Raw genomic sequence first — 16,446 nt, forward strand, 5'->3', positions numbered from 1 at the left:
GAAACGCTTTCTCGATGCCCTCAATGAGGCTGGACTTTCAATCGATTAAGCAGTTGCTGTATTGGGCAAAAACGTAAGGTTTTGGAGATGTCGAACTCCGACATTTTACTAGGTCAAATCTTAAGTTTCCAGTCTAGTTAAGCATGACTCCGTCGCCCTCAGACCTCCAGCATACCACACAGATATACCCTGTAACTCGATGCGACTGTGGCTAAACTGCGATCGCAATCCTAGCAAATCATTAAGCTAAATTTCGCTTCACCCAGAATCACGAGCGATTTTATCTTTATAAAACCAACTTCAACTCGTCAGATTATCATAATTAGCTTGATCGGCGGGAAGCCCCGCACTCTGCCGTCGGCGAAGCCTGCCGGAGGTACAGGCGAGTGTCGGGATGAAAGCCGAGGTGATGGAGCGAAGCGGAGTCGCTAAACTCTGTTTGCTATTTCTAGGGAGCATTTCGAGCCCTCCTGAGCTATACTAGCAACATGCTTGTACTGACCTACTCATACCGGATTTACCCAGACCTTCAACAAGAACTCCAGATGCTGACTTGGCTGGAGACTTGCCGCAGGGTCTACAACTATGCAGTCCGGGAGCGCAAAGACTGGCACAACAGCCGAAAGTGCCGGGTCAATACTTGCAGTCTACAGCAAAGAGTACATCATCTCAGTAGACACTCCCTATCCCAATTACTACGGCAGAAAAAAGGCGCTCACTGAAGCGAAGAAAAGGGGTCAAAAAACTGGCTCAAACTGATCAAGCGGATAGGTCGAGTTCACGAAAACATTGCAAATTACCGTGTGAATTGGCAGTTCAAGTTACTGAAGATATTCCAACTATCATGCTCCAGCAAGATTGGCATCCCGTCGCCGAGACTATTGAACCCGGCACTGTTCGTTCCGTGAAACTCCTCGAACGGGAGTTCGTCATTTGGCGGTGCGGCGATCGCATTCTCGCTTGGGATGATCGCTGTCCTCATCGTGGCGTTCGCCTCTCCGGGGGAACGGTAGAAGACGGAGGACTTCGTTGTCCGTATCATGGACTGGTCTTTAATCGGGAAGGACGCTGCGTTGAGGTTCCGGCGGTCTCAGGATGGAACCCCTCCCCCCAACTGGCCCTGTCTAGTTATCTGGCTGAACTTCGCTATGGGTTGGTTTGGTTATCCCTCAACCCGGATGCTGACCCTAAAACCATCCCCAGTTTCCCCGAATGGAATGATCTGAACTACCGTAAATTCCTCTGTGGGGCCTATCGCTTTCGCTCCAGTCCCCTGCGGGTGATGGAAAACTTCCTCGATGTCTCCCATTTCCCCTTTGTCCATGATGGCCTCCTAGGCGATCGCCTGCATACCGAAGTCCCCGAGTATCAGGTGGACTGGAATGAGCAAGGATTATTCATTAAAGATGTGCAAATCTGGCAACCTAACCCCGACGGAACCGGGGAAGGCGCCAAGGTGACCTACAACTATCATGCCCCCACTCCCCTCAGTGCCTGGTTTGAGAAACTTTCCAGTAATCGCCGCCTCAGCATCTTCTTCACCATCTGTCCCCTAGAACCTGAACTGGCCATGGGTTGGATGTGGATTGCCATGAACTACGGCTCAGACATTCCCCAAGCTGAACTTCATAGCTTTCAAGACCGTGTGGTTCGCCAAGATATTCCGATCGTTGAGTCCCAACAACCCAAACGACTCCCCCTCACGCTCTCCCAAGAGGGACATCTCCCGAGCGATCGCGCCTCCATCGCCTACCGTCAGTGGTTGCAACGGCGAGGAGTTGAGTTTGGGGCGATCGCCTCCTAAACTCCTCCTACCGAACCCCCAAATCTCTCTCGAAGGACGGTTTTTTCCCTATTCTCTTGACTTGACAAGTCAGATTTGTATAATACATCACCTCCTTGTCAACTTTTTTTAATAAAACGTTGCAACTCTCAGGTAGTTGTGTTAACTTTTGAAAAGAAGCAGCCAAGGCAAGGAGATACCAACCATGGAAAACCAAGACAGCAAACTCGGCTTTACCCAATTCGCAGAAACCTGGAACGGTCGTTTAGCAATGCTCGGCTTTGTTATCGGCATTGCCACCGAAGTTCTGACCGGACAAGGGATTCTCTCTCAAATTGGCTTAATGTAATCCCCTCGAACACCTACATTACCTGTAATCGCTCACCTCACCCAAGGAGATACTAACCATGGAAAATCAAGACAGCAAACTCGGCTTTACCCAATTCGCAGAAACCTGGAACGGTCGCCTTGCGATGCTCGGCTTCGTCATCGGCATCGCTACCGAAGTTCTGACCGGACAAGGGATTCTCTCTCAAATTGGCTTGATGTAATCTCACCAATTCCCTAACGTCATCTTTTCAGTCATACACAACAAAACCGGGAGCGCAACACGTCTCCCGGTTTTGTTGATCAAGTTCAGTGTACAACCCACTTAACCATCTAAACTAAACTCCTGAGAAGACACCGCCTCTAACTCTTCCTGACTTAAAATTGACTTCATTCCCTCCAGAGTTGCCGGAATACTGCGCGGGTCCATAAACATCACCTTACTACTATCACTGGTGCCAATTTCAGACCCCATCTCCAGATACTGTTGCGCCAACAAAAACTGAAGTGACTCGGCCATTTTCGGGTGAACCTTTAAGGTCTTGGCCAGAATTTGCATCGCCTCCGCTGTCGCCTGGGCCTTCAACACCTGTTCCTGACGTTGCGCCTCAGCTTTTAGCAAAATTGCTTGTTTTTCCGCCTCCGCCTGTAAAATTGCGGCTCGTTGACTCGCTTCCGCTTCCAAAACTTGGGCTTCCGCTCGTCCTCGTGCAGAGTTTACCGCCGACTCCCGTTCTCCCTCCGACGTCAACACTGCCGCTCGTTTACGCCGTTCTGCCGACATCTGTAACTCCATCGAATCCTGAACCGCCTTCGAGGGGATAATATCCCGCAGTTCCACCCGAGTCACCTTCACCCCCCAGGGATCTGTAGCAATGTCCAACTCTTGCAGCAGATATTCATTAATCTCGGAACGAGCCGTAAAGGTTTGGTCTAACTCCAATTTCCCCATTTCTGAGCGAATCTGAGTTAAAACCAGATTCTGCATCGCCGTTTTTAAGTCCTCGACCTTGTAATAGGCCTTCTCCAAATCCATAATTCGCCAATAGACCACCGCATCCACAGAAATTGCCACATTATCCGAGGTGATACAAGGCTGTGCGGGGATGTCCAGAACTTTCTCGCGAACCGTCTCTTTGAAGACCACCTTGTCTAAAAACGGGATAATAAAGTTTAAGCCTGGCTCCAGTTTCTTGCCGCTGTATTTACCCAGGGTTTCCACCAAAACCTCATTTCCCTGATTAACGATTTTAACGGAGCTGTTGGCAACAGACCCCCCCAAAATCACAACGACAATAAATGTCCATAACGCTTCCATAATACTCTCCTAAAAATGCGTTCAAACAGAGTTAAATGCCCCAGCCCTTAGTCTAAATCATTCCTCAAAGTCTTCTGGTAAGACCAATAATGTATTCCCCTGACGGCCTACCACTAAGGCTTTAGAATGTGCCGGAATCGAAAAATCTCCCTCACAGCGAGCTTGCCAAGAATTGCCTTCAAACAAGACGCGCCCCAGTTTTCCGGGTTCGATCGCCGTCAACGTCTCAGCTTCCGTTGCCTCAGCTAGAACATAGGAACTTTTCTTAGGCACGAACTGTTTGAGCGTAAACAGGAACCCCAAGGCCAGGACCATCCAGAGGAAAATTTGAATGGACGGTTGTGGAATAACCAAAGAAAGTAAGGCCACAACAAAGGCTGCTAGCCCCATGGAAAGTTCCACAAACGCCGTTGGTAGAAACAACTCCATCAGACAAAACAAGATACCCAGTCCTAGCCAGAGTAGGGTGAAGCTCTCCATAGATGTCGGGAAATCCATAGATTATCGTGAGAGGGAACAGGGACGGAAGCATCAAACCGCCATCCTTCTCCATCATAGGCAACGAATCCTAAACTTGGCTGTTTCCTTAATTGTCCTTTAACGGTCGTTTTGCTTGAGGGAGGGACTATACTAAAAACGGATCCATCCCCCCGAGGGGCTAATCCCGCTGGTATTCCTCCCCTGCTTTTTGGATACTGAACTCTCAATTATTACTCGATAGACGTGCTCTTCCGCGACTTTGCTAACCGTATTGACCCTCCTGAAACCAAGCTCCCTCACTATCTTTGGGCGGTTGGGAACTTGGCGGCTCAGATTCCAGCAGGGGAAACCTTGGGCGATCGCTATGAGGTGATTCAGCCACAAATCTGGTGCGATCGCCACCCCGATCGTGCCCCGGAGCTACCCGAAGAGATTAGCCTCAACCATCTCCCCTACCTGCGGCTGGTGCGTCAGCAGCTCCACGTACCACAGATTTATAGCGTTTACAGCCCAGAGAACCACTCCGGCGACCCGATTCTACTTTTAGACAACGCCCCCATCACCCCAGAGGGTCAACTCTATCCCAGCTTGCGAGAAACCTGGACCGGCGCCCCAGCCGTCCGTCAAGTCTATTGGCTGTGGCAGAGTCTGCAACTGTGGTCCATCCTGGATGAGCAAGGGGTCGCCGCCAGCCTCCTCAATCCAGAAAATATACGAGTTCAAGGCTGGCGCATCTGGTTGCTGCAACTCCACAGTGGCAACACCGGCCACCAGCTCACCGACTTAGGCTATCACTGGAGCAATTGGCTCAGTGGCTCCTCCGCCATTGTCGCCCAACCGATGATGCACCTGTGCCAGCGGATGCGGGACGGAGAACCCTTGCCCAGCATTGAAGCAAGTCTTAATCAACTACTCCTGGAACTGGCCGCCGAACGCCCCCTACTTCTAGAGATTTATGGTGCCAGCGATCCCGGTCCTTTGCGATCGCACAACGAAGACGCCTGTTACCCCACCGCCAGCGACCTCAACCATTCTGATGGCTACATTCGAGACCTAGCCATCCTCTGTGACGGCGTGGGGGGTCATGACGGCGGCGAAGTCGCCAGTCAAACCGCAGTACGGACCCTAACCCTGCAACTGCGGGAACTCAGCAAATCCATCCAACTCGAACCCAACCCTCTCCCCCCAAACCTCATCTCAGAACAACTGGCCGCCCTCGTTCGCGTCGCCAACAACACCATCGCCTATCAAAACGATAGCCAAGAGCGAGAAGCCCGCCAACGCATGGGAACCACCCTCGTCCTTGCCTGGCAACTCGGGCAGAGTCTGCGCAATACCTCAGGGGTGGTGCGCCCCAACAGCCATGAACTCTATCTGGTGAATGTCGGCGATAGTCGCGCCTACTGGCTCACCGCCCACTACTGCCAACAACTCACCGTTGATGATGATGTTGCCCATCGTGAAGTCGAATTTGGCCGCAGCTTCAGGCCCGAAGCCTCACAACGAGTCGATGCAGGCGCGCTCACCCAGGCCCTGGGAACCCGCGACAGTGAATTTCTCCAGCCCTCAATTCAGCGGTTTGTCATCGAAGAAGATGGCATTTTACTCCTGTGTTCCGACGGACTCAGTGATGACGATTGGGTGGAGAAGTCTTGGCAACAGGTCGCCCCGGCCGTCTTAGGAGGAGACTGTCCCCTCGGGGATGCCGTACAAGCCTGGATTCAACTGGCTAACGAGCAGAACGGTCATGACAACACCTCGGTAGTCATGATGCTCTGTCGTGTCTCTCCCCCACCCCGCAAACCCGTTGACCATTTTGAAACCACCCCAGATTTCAGCCAGCCCCCGCCAGAGTCAGAGTTATCTGAAGCCTCCAAAGCCCTGTTATACGACCCAGCCACCGATGTGCCGGGTTCCGTGGGCCGCCGGCGTCGTCGCACTCCAGCCTGGCAAACTTGGTTAGGTGTGATATTGATGATTATTTTAGGAGTGGGTGTCTTTATACTGGCTTACCAACAAATGCGATCTCAAGATGACTCTGGCCCCTCTTTCCCGGAAGCCCCAGCCTCGGGGAATTAGAAGATGATAATGTTGCTCTCGTTGAAAAAGGAAGAGACATTTATATTTTCCAAAAACGCTAAAGGAATTTGAGGTTGCGGACCATCACCATCGGGGTCATAGAAGAGAATCCCTCCATCAGACTCAGGTTGTAAGATAAAGCGATGATCTTCAGTTGAGCCACTATCAGCAATGACAAATTGCTCAGGTGATATTACCCCAGGGGTCAAGTTCCCCCCAAATCCATCGGCAGAAATCAAAATCAAATCATTAACGTCGAAGTCCACCAGTGTATCTTCGCCATCCTCTGGATTATCGAAAACAAAGGTATCTGGGCCTGCTCCGCCAATCATGAGATCGGCTCCAGGACCACCAGAGAAGAAGTTCCCCGTATCTCCCCCTCCCTTGATCGTGTTTTGCCCCCCAGTTGAAATCAGGGAGTCCCGTCCTAGACTTCCTGTTATGAAATTGTCTCCTTTGCCTGTAATTAAAACTTCCACATCATCAGGCATAAAGACCGTGATATCCTCATCACGGTCAATCAGGAATGTATCAATACCATTGCCGCCACTGACAAAATCTCCAGGATTACCGATAATTAGATCATCACCCTTTCCACCCTGAATGGTATTGACGCCATTCCCTCCAATCAAGGTGTTATCACCGGCAACACCGATGATGACATCATCCCCATCATTGCCAACTAGCAGGTTGGCTTGCTCATTACCAATCAGGGTGTTATTCCCTAGAGAGCCGAAGACATTATTGAAGTTGAGTACGGTTAGAGTATCCCCTAGGGTTTGGTCAGCCGTTTGACCCAAGTCAACGACAACCGGCTCGTTGAGAATTAAGGTGTTGTTGCCTCCCCGGCCATCAAGCACTTGAGGCGGGGTATTGAAAACGATTGCGGTTGCTGTTGCTGTTCCTCCACTTTCATTGATGATGGTGTACTGAAACTGTCCCGGCGCTGCCAAAAAGCCCTCATCCGGCACAAAAATAATTTCCTCCTCATCCAGAAAGACAGCACCATTAACAGCTTTGGCGACTCCCAATAGGGTTAATATCTCGCCCTGGGGGTCGCTGTCATTTTCCAACAAATCTTCAGGGTTAACTAAAATTCGATCAACGTCACCATAAATCAAGGTGTCATCATTGGGGGTTCCAACAATACTGTCCGAGGTGAGGGTGTCGTTCTCGGCGATGGGGTTTTCCAATTCCGGCTCAGGTTCGGGCTCAGGTTCGGGTTCCGGCTCAGGTTCGGGCTCCGGCTCGGGTTCCGGCTCGGGTTCGGGCTCCGGCTCGGGTTCCGGTTCCGGTTCCGGTTCCGGTTCCGGTTCCGGTTCGGGCTCAGGTTCCGGTTCGGGTTCGGGTTCTGGCTCCGGCTCGGGTTCAGCAAAGGTTAAGTTTAAGTTGAAATCATCAATTCCTAACTGATTGGCAAAACTACCAATTAACAGCGATCGCCCATCCCCATTAAACTCAAAGGTCACAGTTTGGAAACTATCAAACTCTCCCCCAACAGCCAGGTTAAGGGGCGTTTTCGGCAGCGTGAAACGTTCAATCACCACTCCATTAGCATCCAGCACTTGGATGCTATGGTCGAGATGGGGTGAGGTGTAGCGTAGGGTCAGTTGTGCCGAGACGATCGCCGGCAGGGTCTCCAAAATCCCGACTTGAATAGCTTCATCTCCCGTATAGGTCATCAGAGTTGGGTTACCGGGCTGAGAGAAGTTTCCCCGTCCCCCTTCATTGCGACTTCGTAGGGCGATCGCATTCTCCGAGAATATCAACCCTTGACTAGCATACTGAGTCCCGATTGCAGCAAAATCCGCAAGGTCTGAAAAGTTAAGTTGAACATCCATCGGACTTAAAGGGTAAACTGTAAAAGCCGGCTTCCCTAAAGCTTAGCACGATGGGCAACTTGAGTTGGTTTTTAGTAAATAATATTTTCAGTGTTGCCTCGATTCCACAATTTAAGCTAAATTTTTGATTCGATGTTAAGCCCCAGCAACAGACCATAATGCAAACCATAGCAAAGAGTGATTAACTATTTAAAACCTCCCGAGCGTTCACTCCATTGTTTTCTGTCTATGGCTGTCTCTCGTCAGAAATCCTTTAAAGATCGTTATCAAGGCAACTGGCAGACCATCGCCGCCCGTACTCGTCATTTCAGCCGCAACCGCTGTATTCTCAATCCCCTGCACAAAGCGCAAGCAGTCCATCATCTGCGCTATCGCGATCGACGGGGTAAAATTGCTGGGCGAGAAGTCCCCGGGTGGGATGTGGTTCCCCTCTGTCGACGCTGTCATGGCCGGGTACATCGCCACGACTACTGGCATAGTGCCAAACGTAACCCAGCCCTAAATAATCACCAATATGCCCCTGTTCTTTGGCGCTTACGACTGCGATTTTGGCTCTGGGCTGGACTGTTACATTTATGGTGGATTCCGGCTTTAAGTCTAGCGTTGGCTGCCGGCTGGTTTACCTACAGCAGTCAGATCAGGGAGACTCTACCGCAACTCAACCCGCTGTCTGATCCTGATGTTCATGAATCCGATTCCCCAGATTCCTTCTGAAACCTCCTTTTTTCGAGATTTTCAGGTTTTTGAAGGCCTGCGTCGGCGAATTTTTCCAGAATTATTTCGTCGCAATTACCAACAACAACAGCTCAACATTTGGTCTGCGGCCTGTTCTCGGGGCCAGGAAGCCTACAGCCTGGCTATGTTGCTCTATGATGCGTTCCCGCTGATGGTAGACCGATGGACCATTCAAATTCTAGCCAGCGATATTTCCGATGAGGTGCTGCACCAGGCTCGCGCGGGGGTTTACAGCAACTTAGACGTGAAGCGTCGCCTCCCTAAGCGTTTTCGCGAGCGTTATTTCCACTGTCGGGGAAACCATTGGGTGATCTGCGATGAAATCCGTCTCATGGTACAGTTTCGTCGCATTGATTTGTGTCAACCTTTGCCCTCGCTCCCCCCTATGGATCTCATCTTATTGCGTAATCTTTTGATTTATTTTGAGGTTCCCCAACGAACTCAAATTCTTAACCGGTTACACCCAATGTTTAAACCTCAAGGGTATCTCGTTTTAGGGGCCAGTGAAACCTTAACTCAATCAATTGAGGGATTTCGAGCCAGTCTTCAGGATGAGGCCATGTTTTATGAGTTCTGTCCCTTGGGGGATGCGTTTGGGGGCGATCGCACTCTACTATAAAGATATAGATAACGTAATTGCTGTCACAGGGACAGCAACTCCCCGAACCATCTGAGCGCCAGGGTCTGAACCACAGTGTAAAAGACCGTACCCCGTAGGACGGGGAACGCGACAGCCCTGAACGGATCGGGATTTAACAAAACGTTACAATAGAAACAAGTTCACAGCGACTCGGCTCGTCAAACTCGGTTTGTAGGCAGATTCATGGCTATAAACCCTATCGTCATCATCCTTTGATAAGCCCCTGAACGTTGGTCTTAACGTTCCTTAGGTTTCGACGGTTCGAGTCTCGCTTTACGTAAGTTGTATTCAGGAGAATGTCTCTATGAACGGCTCGTTCCGTGTCGGAAGCCTCTTTGGTATTCCCTTCTACCTCAACGCATCCTGGTTTTTGGTTTTGGCATTGGTCACCTTTAGTTATGGGGGTGCCCTCGCGAGCCAATTCCCCCAACTGGGGGTGGTTCTACCCTGGATTTTAGGCTTAGCAGCGGCGCTACTCCTATTTTCCTCGGTTCTGGCCCATGAACTCGGTCATAGCTTCGTGGCCCAAAGCCAAGGTATCGAAGTCAAATCCATCACCCTCTTCCTCTTTGGTGGCTTAGCCAGCTTAGGGCGAGAGTCCAAAACCCCCGGAGAAGCCTTCTGGGTGGCGATCGCCGGACCCCTAGTGAGTTTGGGACTGTTTGGTCTATTCACGGCGATCGTGCAGACAGTTCCCCTCTCGGCCCCCATGGCGGCGATTCTGGGACTGCTGGCCTCGATTAACCTGATTCTGGCCCTGTTCAACCTGATTCCCGGACTTCCCCTCGATGGCGGTAACATCCTGAAATCCATTGTTTGGAAAGTGACCGGTAACCCCTATAAAGGAACCGTCTTTGCCAGCCGCGTCGGACAAGTGATTGGTTGGTTGGCGATCGCCTCCGGTGTCATTCCCGTCCTCTTCAATGGTGGATTCAACTTCTGGAATATTCTGATTGGCTGGTTCCTCCTGCAAAACGCCGGAACTTCCGCCCAATCGGCCCAAATCCAAGAGAAACTTGATCGCCTCACCGCTGCTGACGCCGTCACCCCGGACAGTCCCGTGGTTCCCGCCAACCTCTCCCTACGAGAGTTTGCCAACAACTACATCATTGGTCGTCGCAACTGGCGCAAATACCTCGTCACCGACGAGAACCAACAACTCATCGGCGCCCTATCCGTCGATTCCATGCGTCAAGTTCCCACCTCCGACTGGAATGATGTCCAAGTCTCCGAGTTGATGGAAAGCGTTGACCTGCAAACCGTCGAATCCAATCAATCCTTACTGGACGTTGTCACCCTCCTGGAAAGTCAAAAACTCTCCGAACTTCCGGTGATTGGTGAAAATGGAATCGTCCTGGGACTGCTAGAGAAAAGCTCCGTGATTCGCCTACTCCAGAACAAAAACGATAGTCAAGCGAAACCAGCGTAAGCTCAACCACAAACCCTCTCAATGAAAGGGGGGAGTCCCCGAGAGAACTCCCCCACCCACAAGGCGGGCCTGGCCCGCCTTTTCCATGGCTCCTATTCCGGAGTTTGAAACAGGGTTTCCAGATAAACCCGGGCAGCCCGGCGATAGTTCTGAGACGCTTCTGGGGTGCTGCTATCGCCATTTTGCAAGAGAAACAGGGACAAGGCTGCTGCAAAAATGCGATCCTGATCCCAGTCAGGATGACTATCGAGATAACTTTTCAGGGATTCATGGAGATCTTCAGGGATTTCTGCAAGTATGCTGACACTGGTGTTCATAACGGCCTCCGGCATGTAGGGGTTGGGGAAGGTTGGGGGCTAGTTTGTTGAGACAACCTCGACCCGTCGCATCATTGTTGTCCGATCAGGGGTGGGCTTGTCAATGTTGCGAAACATGAACTTCGCTCTTTTCTAGACCACAGTGCCACGAAAGAATAAGGGTTTGAGCCTTGTTTTTGTAACTTAACGTTACATAAGCTCCAGGAATTTGAGTTTCCCGAGGGGGAGCCGGAGAAATCCCCAAGGGAACCCAGCCATCCCCAACCGGCGCGATCGCCTGTGGAAAACTCGGGATAACCTGTGGAAAACGTCGGAAGCAATTGTGGAAACAGTGTGGAATCTTTGGGGAAAGACCGTCGGAATGATAAGAATTGCAACGGCTCCGAATTGGGGAAATTGCCTTAAGATAACAGGTGCAACTTAAGCCTGTTGTTGATCTAGTGCGTTTTCCCTGGCAGCAATCCTCTAACTCAAATCCGCCCCCAGACGATGACTCAACATCCGGCTTGGGGACATTTGGCGGTGTCTTTACCCCCTCAATTCTCACCATCTTGGGGGTGATTATGTACCTGCGTTTCGGCTGGGTGGTGGCCAATGTGGGTTGGTTAGGTAGCTTAGTCATCGTGACCCTAGCGACCTCCATCACCCTGCTCACGAGCCTGTCCATTTCGGCGATCGCCACGGATCGCGTCGTGCGAGTGGGAGGGGCCTACTACATGATTAGCCGCTCCTTGGGCATTGAAACGGGAGGGGCCGTTGGCATTCCCCTGTACTTTGCCCAAGCCTTATCCGTCGCACTCTATACCTTGGGCTTTGCCGAAAGTCTGAGTAACAGTTTCCCGGTTCTGGAAGACTATCAAACCCCCATAGCCCTGATAACAACGGTTGTCGTAGCGGGGTTGGCCATCCAATCGGCCGATTTAGCCATCCGGGCCCAATACTTCATCATGGGGGCGATCGCCCTCTCCCTCCTCTCCCTCGTCTTTGGCGGTCCCGTTGCCGAGAGTGACATTGGCATGTGGAATGTCACGGGGCGGGTGGGTGAACCCTTCTGGGCAGTCTTCGCCGTCTTTTTCCCCGCCGTCACGGGAATCATGGCTGGGGTCAATATGTCCGGTGACCTAAAAAACCCCTCCAAATCCATCCCCGTGGGGACTCTGGCCGCCGTCGGGACCGGCTACGTTATCTATATGGTTTTGCCCCTGTTCCTCGCCACTCGTGCCGATTATACGGCTCTGACGGAGAACCCTTTGGTGATGCGGGACATGGCCATTTGGGGCGATGCCATTCTCTTAGGGGTTTGGGGGGCGACCCTATCGAGTGCTTTAGGGAGTGTACTGGGTGCGCCTCGGGTCCTACAAGCCCTCGCCCGTGATGGTGTCTTACCCCCCATCCTACGTTGGCTGGGCCAGGGCAAAGGAGAGACGGACGAACCCCGTTTAGGTACTTTCCTCACCCTGGGAGTCGCCTTGGCAGCGGTCAGTCTTGGGGATTTGAACCTAATCGCCCCAGTCTTAACCATGTTCTTTCTCAGCACCTATCTGGTGTTGAACGCCGCCGCCGCCATTGAAGGCTTCTTAGAAAGTCCCTCCTTTCGCCCCACCTTCGGTGTCCCCTGGTATCTCTCAGCCTTGGGGGCGATCGGCTGTCTCTGGGTGATGCTGCTGATTAACCCCGTTGCGGCGGTGGTAGCAGCGGTTTTGGTCTTGGGGGTGTATCTTTGGCTAGAACGACGGGAATTACAAACCGCTTGGGGAGATGTTCGCCGTGGCTTGTGGGTAGAACTGGCACGAATGGCCATCCTCAGCATGGGGGATGATGCCGATACGAAAAACTGGCGACCCCACATGTTAGTCTTGTCCGGCGCTCCCATGCGTCGTTGGGCCCTAGTAGAACTCGCAACCGCCCTCACCCATAACCGGGGTATGGTAACCATTTCCAGTGTTCTGCCCAGTGGTTCCCGAGATATGGGACAACAGGCGAAGTTAGAAAGCAAAATTCGCGAGTATTTGGAAAAACGGGGTGTTCAGGCCCTGGTCCGCTTGGTGACTGCCCCCGATCCCTTTGTGGGGGCGGAACGGCTGGTAGAGGCTTATGGGATTGGCCCCTTAGTTCCCAATACTATTTTCCTCGGGGATAGTGAGCAGGAGCATCTACGCCATGACTATTGCCGCCTGATTGCTAAGCTCTATCAATCTCGCCGCAGTATTATTATCTTTCGTGAAAATGCTGAACGGGAGTTTGGCCAACGCCGCCGCATTGATGTCTGGTGGGGAGGGTTACAAGCCAATGGCGGTTTGATGTTGCTCTTAGCCTATTTGTTGCGAACCAGTAACCAATGGCGGGGTGCGGAAATCTTCTTGAAGCTGGTGGTTCCCAATGAAATGGCGGCCCAGGCCGCACGACTCAACCTTGAGGACATGGCAGATCGGCTACGGATTGGTGCGAAAACTCAAGTCATCATTGCTGACGGCCGTCCCTTCCCGGAAATCTTGAAGGAGTCCTCGGCGAGTGCTGATTTGGTCTGTTTGGGGATTGCTAAACCCGATAAGGATATGGAGGAATTTGCTGAGTATTATGGCCGTTTACAAAAGATGGCCTCAGGATTACCCACAACTCTATTTGTTCTAGCCGCTGAAGGGACATCCTTTGAGGATGTGTTGCAGCAGGATACGCCTCAGGTGAGGCGTTAGGAGGGAAGAGGGTCACCACTTCAGGCACAGAGGACACGGAGAAAAGGAGGAGGGAGAGCAACCCTGAGCCTGAACAGGATTGTCATCTCCCCCCTCTTGCCTATTGCCTATTGCCTATTGCCTCTTTTTACTCCTCGCTGAGTCCTTCGTCTAACTCAGTGTCCTCGGCGGCTGGGGGAACGATCGCCACGGCGGCGATCGCATCGTCTTTGTCCAGGCGCTGCACACGAATCCCGGTGGCTGAACGAGATTGTGGGGTGATGGCGCTGGCGGCTTGGCGGATAATAATGCCCCGCATGGTGACCATCATTAACTCATCGTCTTCGTTGACAACAATTAACCCCACCACACTGTCTTCTTTGAGATGAGACTTAAATTTGGTGGCAATTGTCCCTTTTCCGGCCCGGCGTTGTAGGCGGAACTGGGAGACGGGAACTCGTTTACCGTAGCCTCCTGTGGTAACGATTAACACCCAAGGCCCTTCACCATTGGAGGTGGCCTCGTCGCTGTCGTTGCCATTGTCGTCTATCTCAGCGGCCTCATCCACCTCACTCTCATCGGTGTCCCCTAAGGTCTCGACAACGCTACTGGGTAGGACATCCATACTAATGAGGGTATCGTCATCCCGCAGGTTCATAGACTTCACCCCACGAGTGGCCCGGCCCAGGGGTCGCAGTTGCTCGTGGTCCGCCTTGAAGTGAATGGCCATACCTGAACGGGACCCGATAATAATGCTATCTTCAGCCCGCGCTAGACGCACCCAACGTAATTCATCTCCCTCACTCAAGGAGATGGCAATTAAGCCGTTGGCGCGAATGTTGGCAAAGGCGGAGAGGGCAGTTTTCTTGACGTTACCTCCCTGGGTGAGCATGATTAGATATTCATCGTCGCTAAACTCACTGATGGGAACCACGGAAGTGATTTTTTCATCCCGAGGAATGGGCAACAGTTGCACAATGGGAACCCCTCGGGAGGTCCGGGAACCGGTGGGAATTTGATAGGCTTTAACGCTATAGACCACGCCGCGATCGCTGAAAAAGAGAATGTGGTCATGATCGCAACAGGTCAGGAAATGGGCAATGCCATCATCCTCTTTCATCTTCGTTCCCGATTTACCCCGGGTGGCCCGATTTTGGGCCTCAAAGGTATTAACGGGCATCCGTTTGATATAGCCCTGTTCGGTCACCAGAATTAAGGCCTGTTCGTTGGCAATTAAGTCGGTGTCGTCGAGATCTCCTTCATCTCTGAGGATTTCGGTGCGGCGAGGGGTGGCGAAAATCTCTTTGAGTTCGAGGAGTTCGGCTTTGATAATGTCTAAGATTCGCTCTCGCCGGGCTAGGATATCTTCTAAGTCGGCGATGGTTTCTTGCAGGGCCTCATGTTCTTGTTGGATTTTGTCGGCTTCTAAGGCCGTCAAACGACGCAACTGCATTTGCAGAATGGCATCGGCTTGATAGTCGGAGAGATTATAATCCTGGATCAGTTGGGTTTTAGCAGAGGCGCTGTCGGGAGATTGGCGAATTAAACGAATGACGCCATCGAGATGTTCAAGGGCGATGAGTAACCCTTGTAAGAGGTGATCGCGTTCCTGGGCTTTACGCAGTTCGTAGCGGGTGCGGCGAGTAATGGTCTCGATGCGAAAGTCTAGGAAGACGTTTAGAAAACGACTGAGAGTTAGCAGTTGCGGTTCGCCGTCCACCAGGGCCAACATATTGGCCCCAAAGTTGTTTTGGATCGGGGTTTGTTTGTAGAGATTGTTGAGAACGACGCGAGGGTAGGCATCTCGTTTCAGTTCGATGACAATCCGCATTCCGTCGCGATCGCTCTCGTCGCGAATGTCGGAAATTCCTTCTAGTTTTTTGTCGTTGACTAAGTCGGCGATTTTCTCGATTAGGGCCGCTTTGTTGGTTTGGTAGGGGAGTTCGGTGACAATGATGGCTTCGCGATCGGGGGCCCCACGCCGTTCTAGGGTCTCGATATTGGCTACACCCCGCATGGTGACGGAGCCTCGTCCGCTGGTATAAGCATCGCGAATGCTACTGGTTCCAAGAATTTGACCGCCGGTGGGGAAGTCGGGCCCGGGGATGTATTCCATGAGGTCCTGATCCGTTAAATCGGGACTCTCAATTAGGGCCACGAGGCCATCAACCAGTTCCCCGAGGTTATGGGGGGGAATGTTGGTGGCCATCCCTACAGCAATTCCAGAGGAACCGTTGACGAGTAATTGGGGGATTCTCGCGGGAAGAACGATGGGTTCTTGTTGGGAGCCGTCGAAGTTATCGGCGAAGTCAACGGTATCAGAGTCGATGTCTTGTAGCAGGGATAGGCTACTGAACCGTTGTAGGCGGCTTTCCGTGTACCGCATGGCGGCCGGGGGATCGTTGTCCACGGAGCCGAAATTACCATGACCTTCAATTAGGGGCGATCGCATGGAAAAGGGTTGGGCCATGCGCACCAGGGCATCATAGACGGCGGTATCTCCATGGGGGTGATATTTCCCTAAGACTTCCCCAACCACACGGGCGCATTTACGAAAGGGGCGATCGTGGTACAGGCCCAATTCGTGCATGGCATAGAGAATGCGGCGGTGGACGGGTTTGAGTCCATCTCGGGCATCGGGTAAGGCTCGACCCACGATGACGCTCATGGCGTATTCGAGGTAGGATCGAGACATTTCGTTCCCTAAATCCGTTGGAACGATCCGTTCTTCGGCAATGGTCATACGGTAAAATTCTCCCTTTAAACCGCAGTTGGACAGGGTTGCGTTCGCACCAACCGGCTGCGTGCGGGTTACTTTTTAAACG

14 protein-coding genes are annotated in these 16,446 nt (G+C 52.1%); 9 read left to right on the forward strand and 5 right to left on the reverse strand.

Annotated features, from left to right (window positions below; translation table 11 throughout):
- Positions 1-545 precede the first annotated feature (545 nt).
- The 4 genes from NEA10_RS08075 (at position 546) to NEA10_RS08090 (ending at position 2,334) form a co-directional block, all read left to right on the forward strand.
- Positions 546-722: a helix-turn-helix domain-containing protein gene (locus NEA10_RS08075; protein ID WP_252665317.1), complete on the forward strand. Its 177-nt coding sequence runs from the start codon at positions 546-548 to the stop codon at positions 720-722.
- Between the two features lie 122 nt (positions 723-844).
- Positions 845-1,804 carry an aromatic ring-hydroxylating dioxygenase subunit alpha gene (locus NEA10_RS08080; RefSeq protein WP_252664809.1) on the forward strand — a complete coding sequence of 320 codons (960 nt, stop codon included), beginning with the start codon at positions 845-847 and terminating at the stop codon, positions 1,802-1,804.
- A gap of 184 nt (positions 1,805-1,988) precedes the next feature.
- The gene (locus NEA10_RS08085; RefSeq protein ID WP_252664810.1) at positions 1,989-2,132 is read left to right on the forward strand and encodes a CAB/ELIP/HLIP family chlorophyll-binding protein; all 144 of its coding nucleotides are present in this window, start codon (positions 1,989-1,991) and stop codon (positions 2,130-2,132) included.
- 58 nt (positions 2,133-2,190) lie between these two features.
- A complete protein-coding gene (locus tag NEA10_RS08090; protein WP_252664810.1) occupies positions 2,191-2,334 on the forward strand; it encodes a CAB/ELIP/HLIP family chlorophyll-binding protein in 144 nt (47 codons plus the stop codon).
- Positions 2,335-2,435: 101 nt separating this feature from the next.
- On the opposite strand, the gene NEA10_RS08095 is transcribed toward NEA10_RS08090, so the two are convergent.
- Together NEA10_RS08095 and NEA10_RS08100 are read right to left on the reverse strand one after the other, a co-directional pair.
- Positions 2,436-3,428, reverse strand: coding sequence for an SPFH domain-containing protein (locus NEA10_RS08095; RefSeq protein WP_252664811.1), 993 nt, complete (start codon positions 3,426-3,428; stop codon positions 2,436-2,438).
- A 57-nt stretch (positions 3,429-3,485) separates the two neighbouring features.
- Complete coding sequence (locus tag NEA10_RS08100; RefSeq protein WP_252664812.1) at positions 3,486-3,926, reverse strand: NfeD family protein; 441 nt, start codon at positions 3,924-3,926, stop codon at positions 3,486-3,488.
- A 225-nt stretch (positions 3,927-4,151) separates the two neighbouring features.
- On the opposite strand from NEA10_RS08100, the gene NEA10_RS08105 reads away from it, so the two are divergent.
- Positions 4,152-5,987, forward strand: coding sequence for a PP2C family protein-serine/threonine phosphatase (locus tag NEA10_RS08105; protein ID WP_252664813.1), 1,836 nt, complete (start codon positions 4,152-4,154; stop codon positions 5,985-5,987).
- Here NEA10_RS08105 and NEA10_RS08110 read toward each other — a convergent pair.
- Positions 5,984-7,828, reverse strand: a complete 1,845-nt coding sequence (locus NEA10_RS08110) for a calcium-binding protein (protein ID WP_252664814.1) — start codon at positions 7,826-7,828, stop codon at positions 5,984-5,986. The two genes, NEA10_RS08105 and NEA10_RS08110, sit on opposite strands and share 4 nt — an antisense overlap.
- 228 nt (positions 7,829-8,056) lie before the next feature.
- On the opposite strand from NEA10_RS08110, the gene NEA10_RS08115 reads away from it, so the two are divergent.
- From NEA10_RS08115 to NEA10_RS08125, 3 genes are all read left to right on the forward strand, one after another.
- The gene (locus tag NEA10_RS08115) at positions 8,057-8,542 is read left to right on the forward strand and encodes a hypothetical protein (RefSeq protein WP_252664815.1); all 486 of its coding nucleotides are present in this window, start codon (positions 8,057-8,059) and stop codon (positions 8,540-8,542) included.
- A complete protein-coding gene (locus NEA10_RS08120) occupies positions 8,514-9,182 on the forward strand; it encodes a CheR family methyltransferase (RefSeq protein ID WP_252664816.1) in 669 nt (222 codons plus the stop codon). The genes NEA10_RS08115 and NEA10_RS08120 overlap by 29 nt, the downstream gene beginning before the upstream one ends.
- A 325-nt stretch (positions 9,183-9,507) precedes the next feature.
- Positions 9,508-10,632, forward strand: coding sequence for a site-2 protease family protein (locus NEA10_RS08125; RefSeq protein WP_252664817.1), 1,125 nt, complete (start codon positions 9,508-9,510; stop codon positions 10,630-10,632).
- 92 nt (positions 10,633-10,724) lie between these two features.
- Here NEA10_RS08125 and NEA10_RS08130 read toward each other — a convergent pair whose 3' ends face one another.
- Positions 10,725-10,949 carry a DUF2811 domain-containing protein gene (locus NEA10_RS08130; protein ID WP_252664818.1) on the reverse strand — a complete coding sequence of 75 codons (225 nt, stop codon included), beginning with the start codon at positions 10,947-10,949 and terminating at the stop codon, positions 10,725-10,727.
- Between the two features lie 440 nt (positions 10,950-11,389).
- Here NEA10_RS08130 and NEA10_RS08135 point away from each other — a divergent pair, with 440 nt between their 5' ends.
- Positions 11,390-13,642, forward strand: a complete 2,253-nt coding sequence (locus NEA10_RS08135; protein WP_374111902.1) for an APC family permease — start codon at positions 11,390-11,392, stop codon at positions 13,640-13,642.
- 127 nt (positions 13,643-13,769) lie between these two features.
- On the opposite strand, the gene gyrA is transcribed toward NEA10_RS08135, so the two are convergent.
- Positions 13,770-16,364, reverse strand: a complete 2,595-nt coding sequence (gene gyrA, locus NEA10_RS08140) for a DNA topoisomerase (ATP-hydrolyzing) subunit A (protein ID WP_252664819.1) — start codon at positions 16,362-16,364, stop codon at positions 13,770-13,772.
- Positions 16,365-16,446: the final 82 nt, after the last annotated feature.

It is taken from the genome of Phormidium yuhuli AB48 (assembly GCF_023983615.1).
GTDB lineage: Bacteria > Cyanobacteriota > Cyanobacteriia > Cyanobacteriales > Geitlerinemataceae > Sodalinema > Sodalinema yuhuli.

Excerpts from the sequence above, each read along its gene's own strand:
- NEA10_RS08125 (WP_252664817.1), top strand. The coding sequence starts at position 9,508 with ATGAACGGCTCGTTCCGTGTCGGAAGCCTCTTTGGTATTCCCTTCTAC.
- NEA10_RS08115 (WP_252664815.1), top strand. The coding sequence starts at position 8,057 with ATGGCTGTCTCTCGTCAGAAATCCTTTAAAGATCGTTATCAAGGCAAC.
- NEA10_RS08120 (WP_252664816.1), top strand. The coding sequence starts at position 8,514 with ATGAATCCGATTCCCCAGATTCCTTCTGAAACCTCCTTTTTTCGAGAT.
- NEA10_RS08075 (WP_252665317.1), top strand. The coding sequence starts at position 546 with ATGCTGACTTGGCTGGAGACTTGCCGCAGGGTCTACAACTATGCAGTC.
- NEA10_RS08085 (WP_252664810.1), top strand. The coding sequence starts at position 1,989 with ATGGAAAACCAAGACAGCAAACTCGGCTTTACCCAATTCGCAGAAACC.
- NEA10_RS08100 (WP_252664812.1), bottom strand. The coding sequence starts at position 3,926 with ATGGATTTCCCGACATCTATGGAGAGCTTCACCCTACTCTGGCTAGGA.
- NEA10_RS08130 (WP_252664818.1), bottom strand. The coding sequence starts at position 10,949 with ATGAACACCAGTGTCAGCATACTTGCAGAAATCCCTGAAGATCTCCAT.
- gyrA (WP_252664819.1), bottom strand. The coding sequence starts at position 16,364 with ATGACCATTGCCGAAGAACGGATCGTTCCAACGGATTTAGGGAACGAA.
- NEA10_RS08090 (WP_252664810.1), top strand. The coding sequence starts at position 2,191 with ATGGAAAATCAAGACAGCAAACTCGGCTTTACCCAATTCGCAGAAACC.
- NEA10_RS08080 (WP_252664809.1), top strand. The coding sequence starts at position 845 with ATGCTCCAGCAAGATTGGCATCCCGTCGCCGAGACTATTGAACCCGGC.
- NEA10_RS08095 (WP_252664811.1), bottom strand. The coding sequence starts at position 3,428 with ATGGAAGCGTTATGGACATTTATTGTCGTTGTGATTTTGGGGGGGTCT.
- NEA10_RS08110 (WP_252664814.1), bottom strand. The coding sequence starts at position 7,828 with ATGGATGTTCAACTTAACTTTTCAGACCTTGCGGATTTTGCTGCAATC.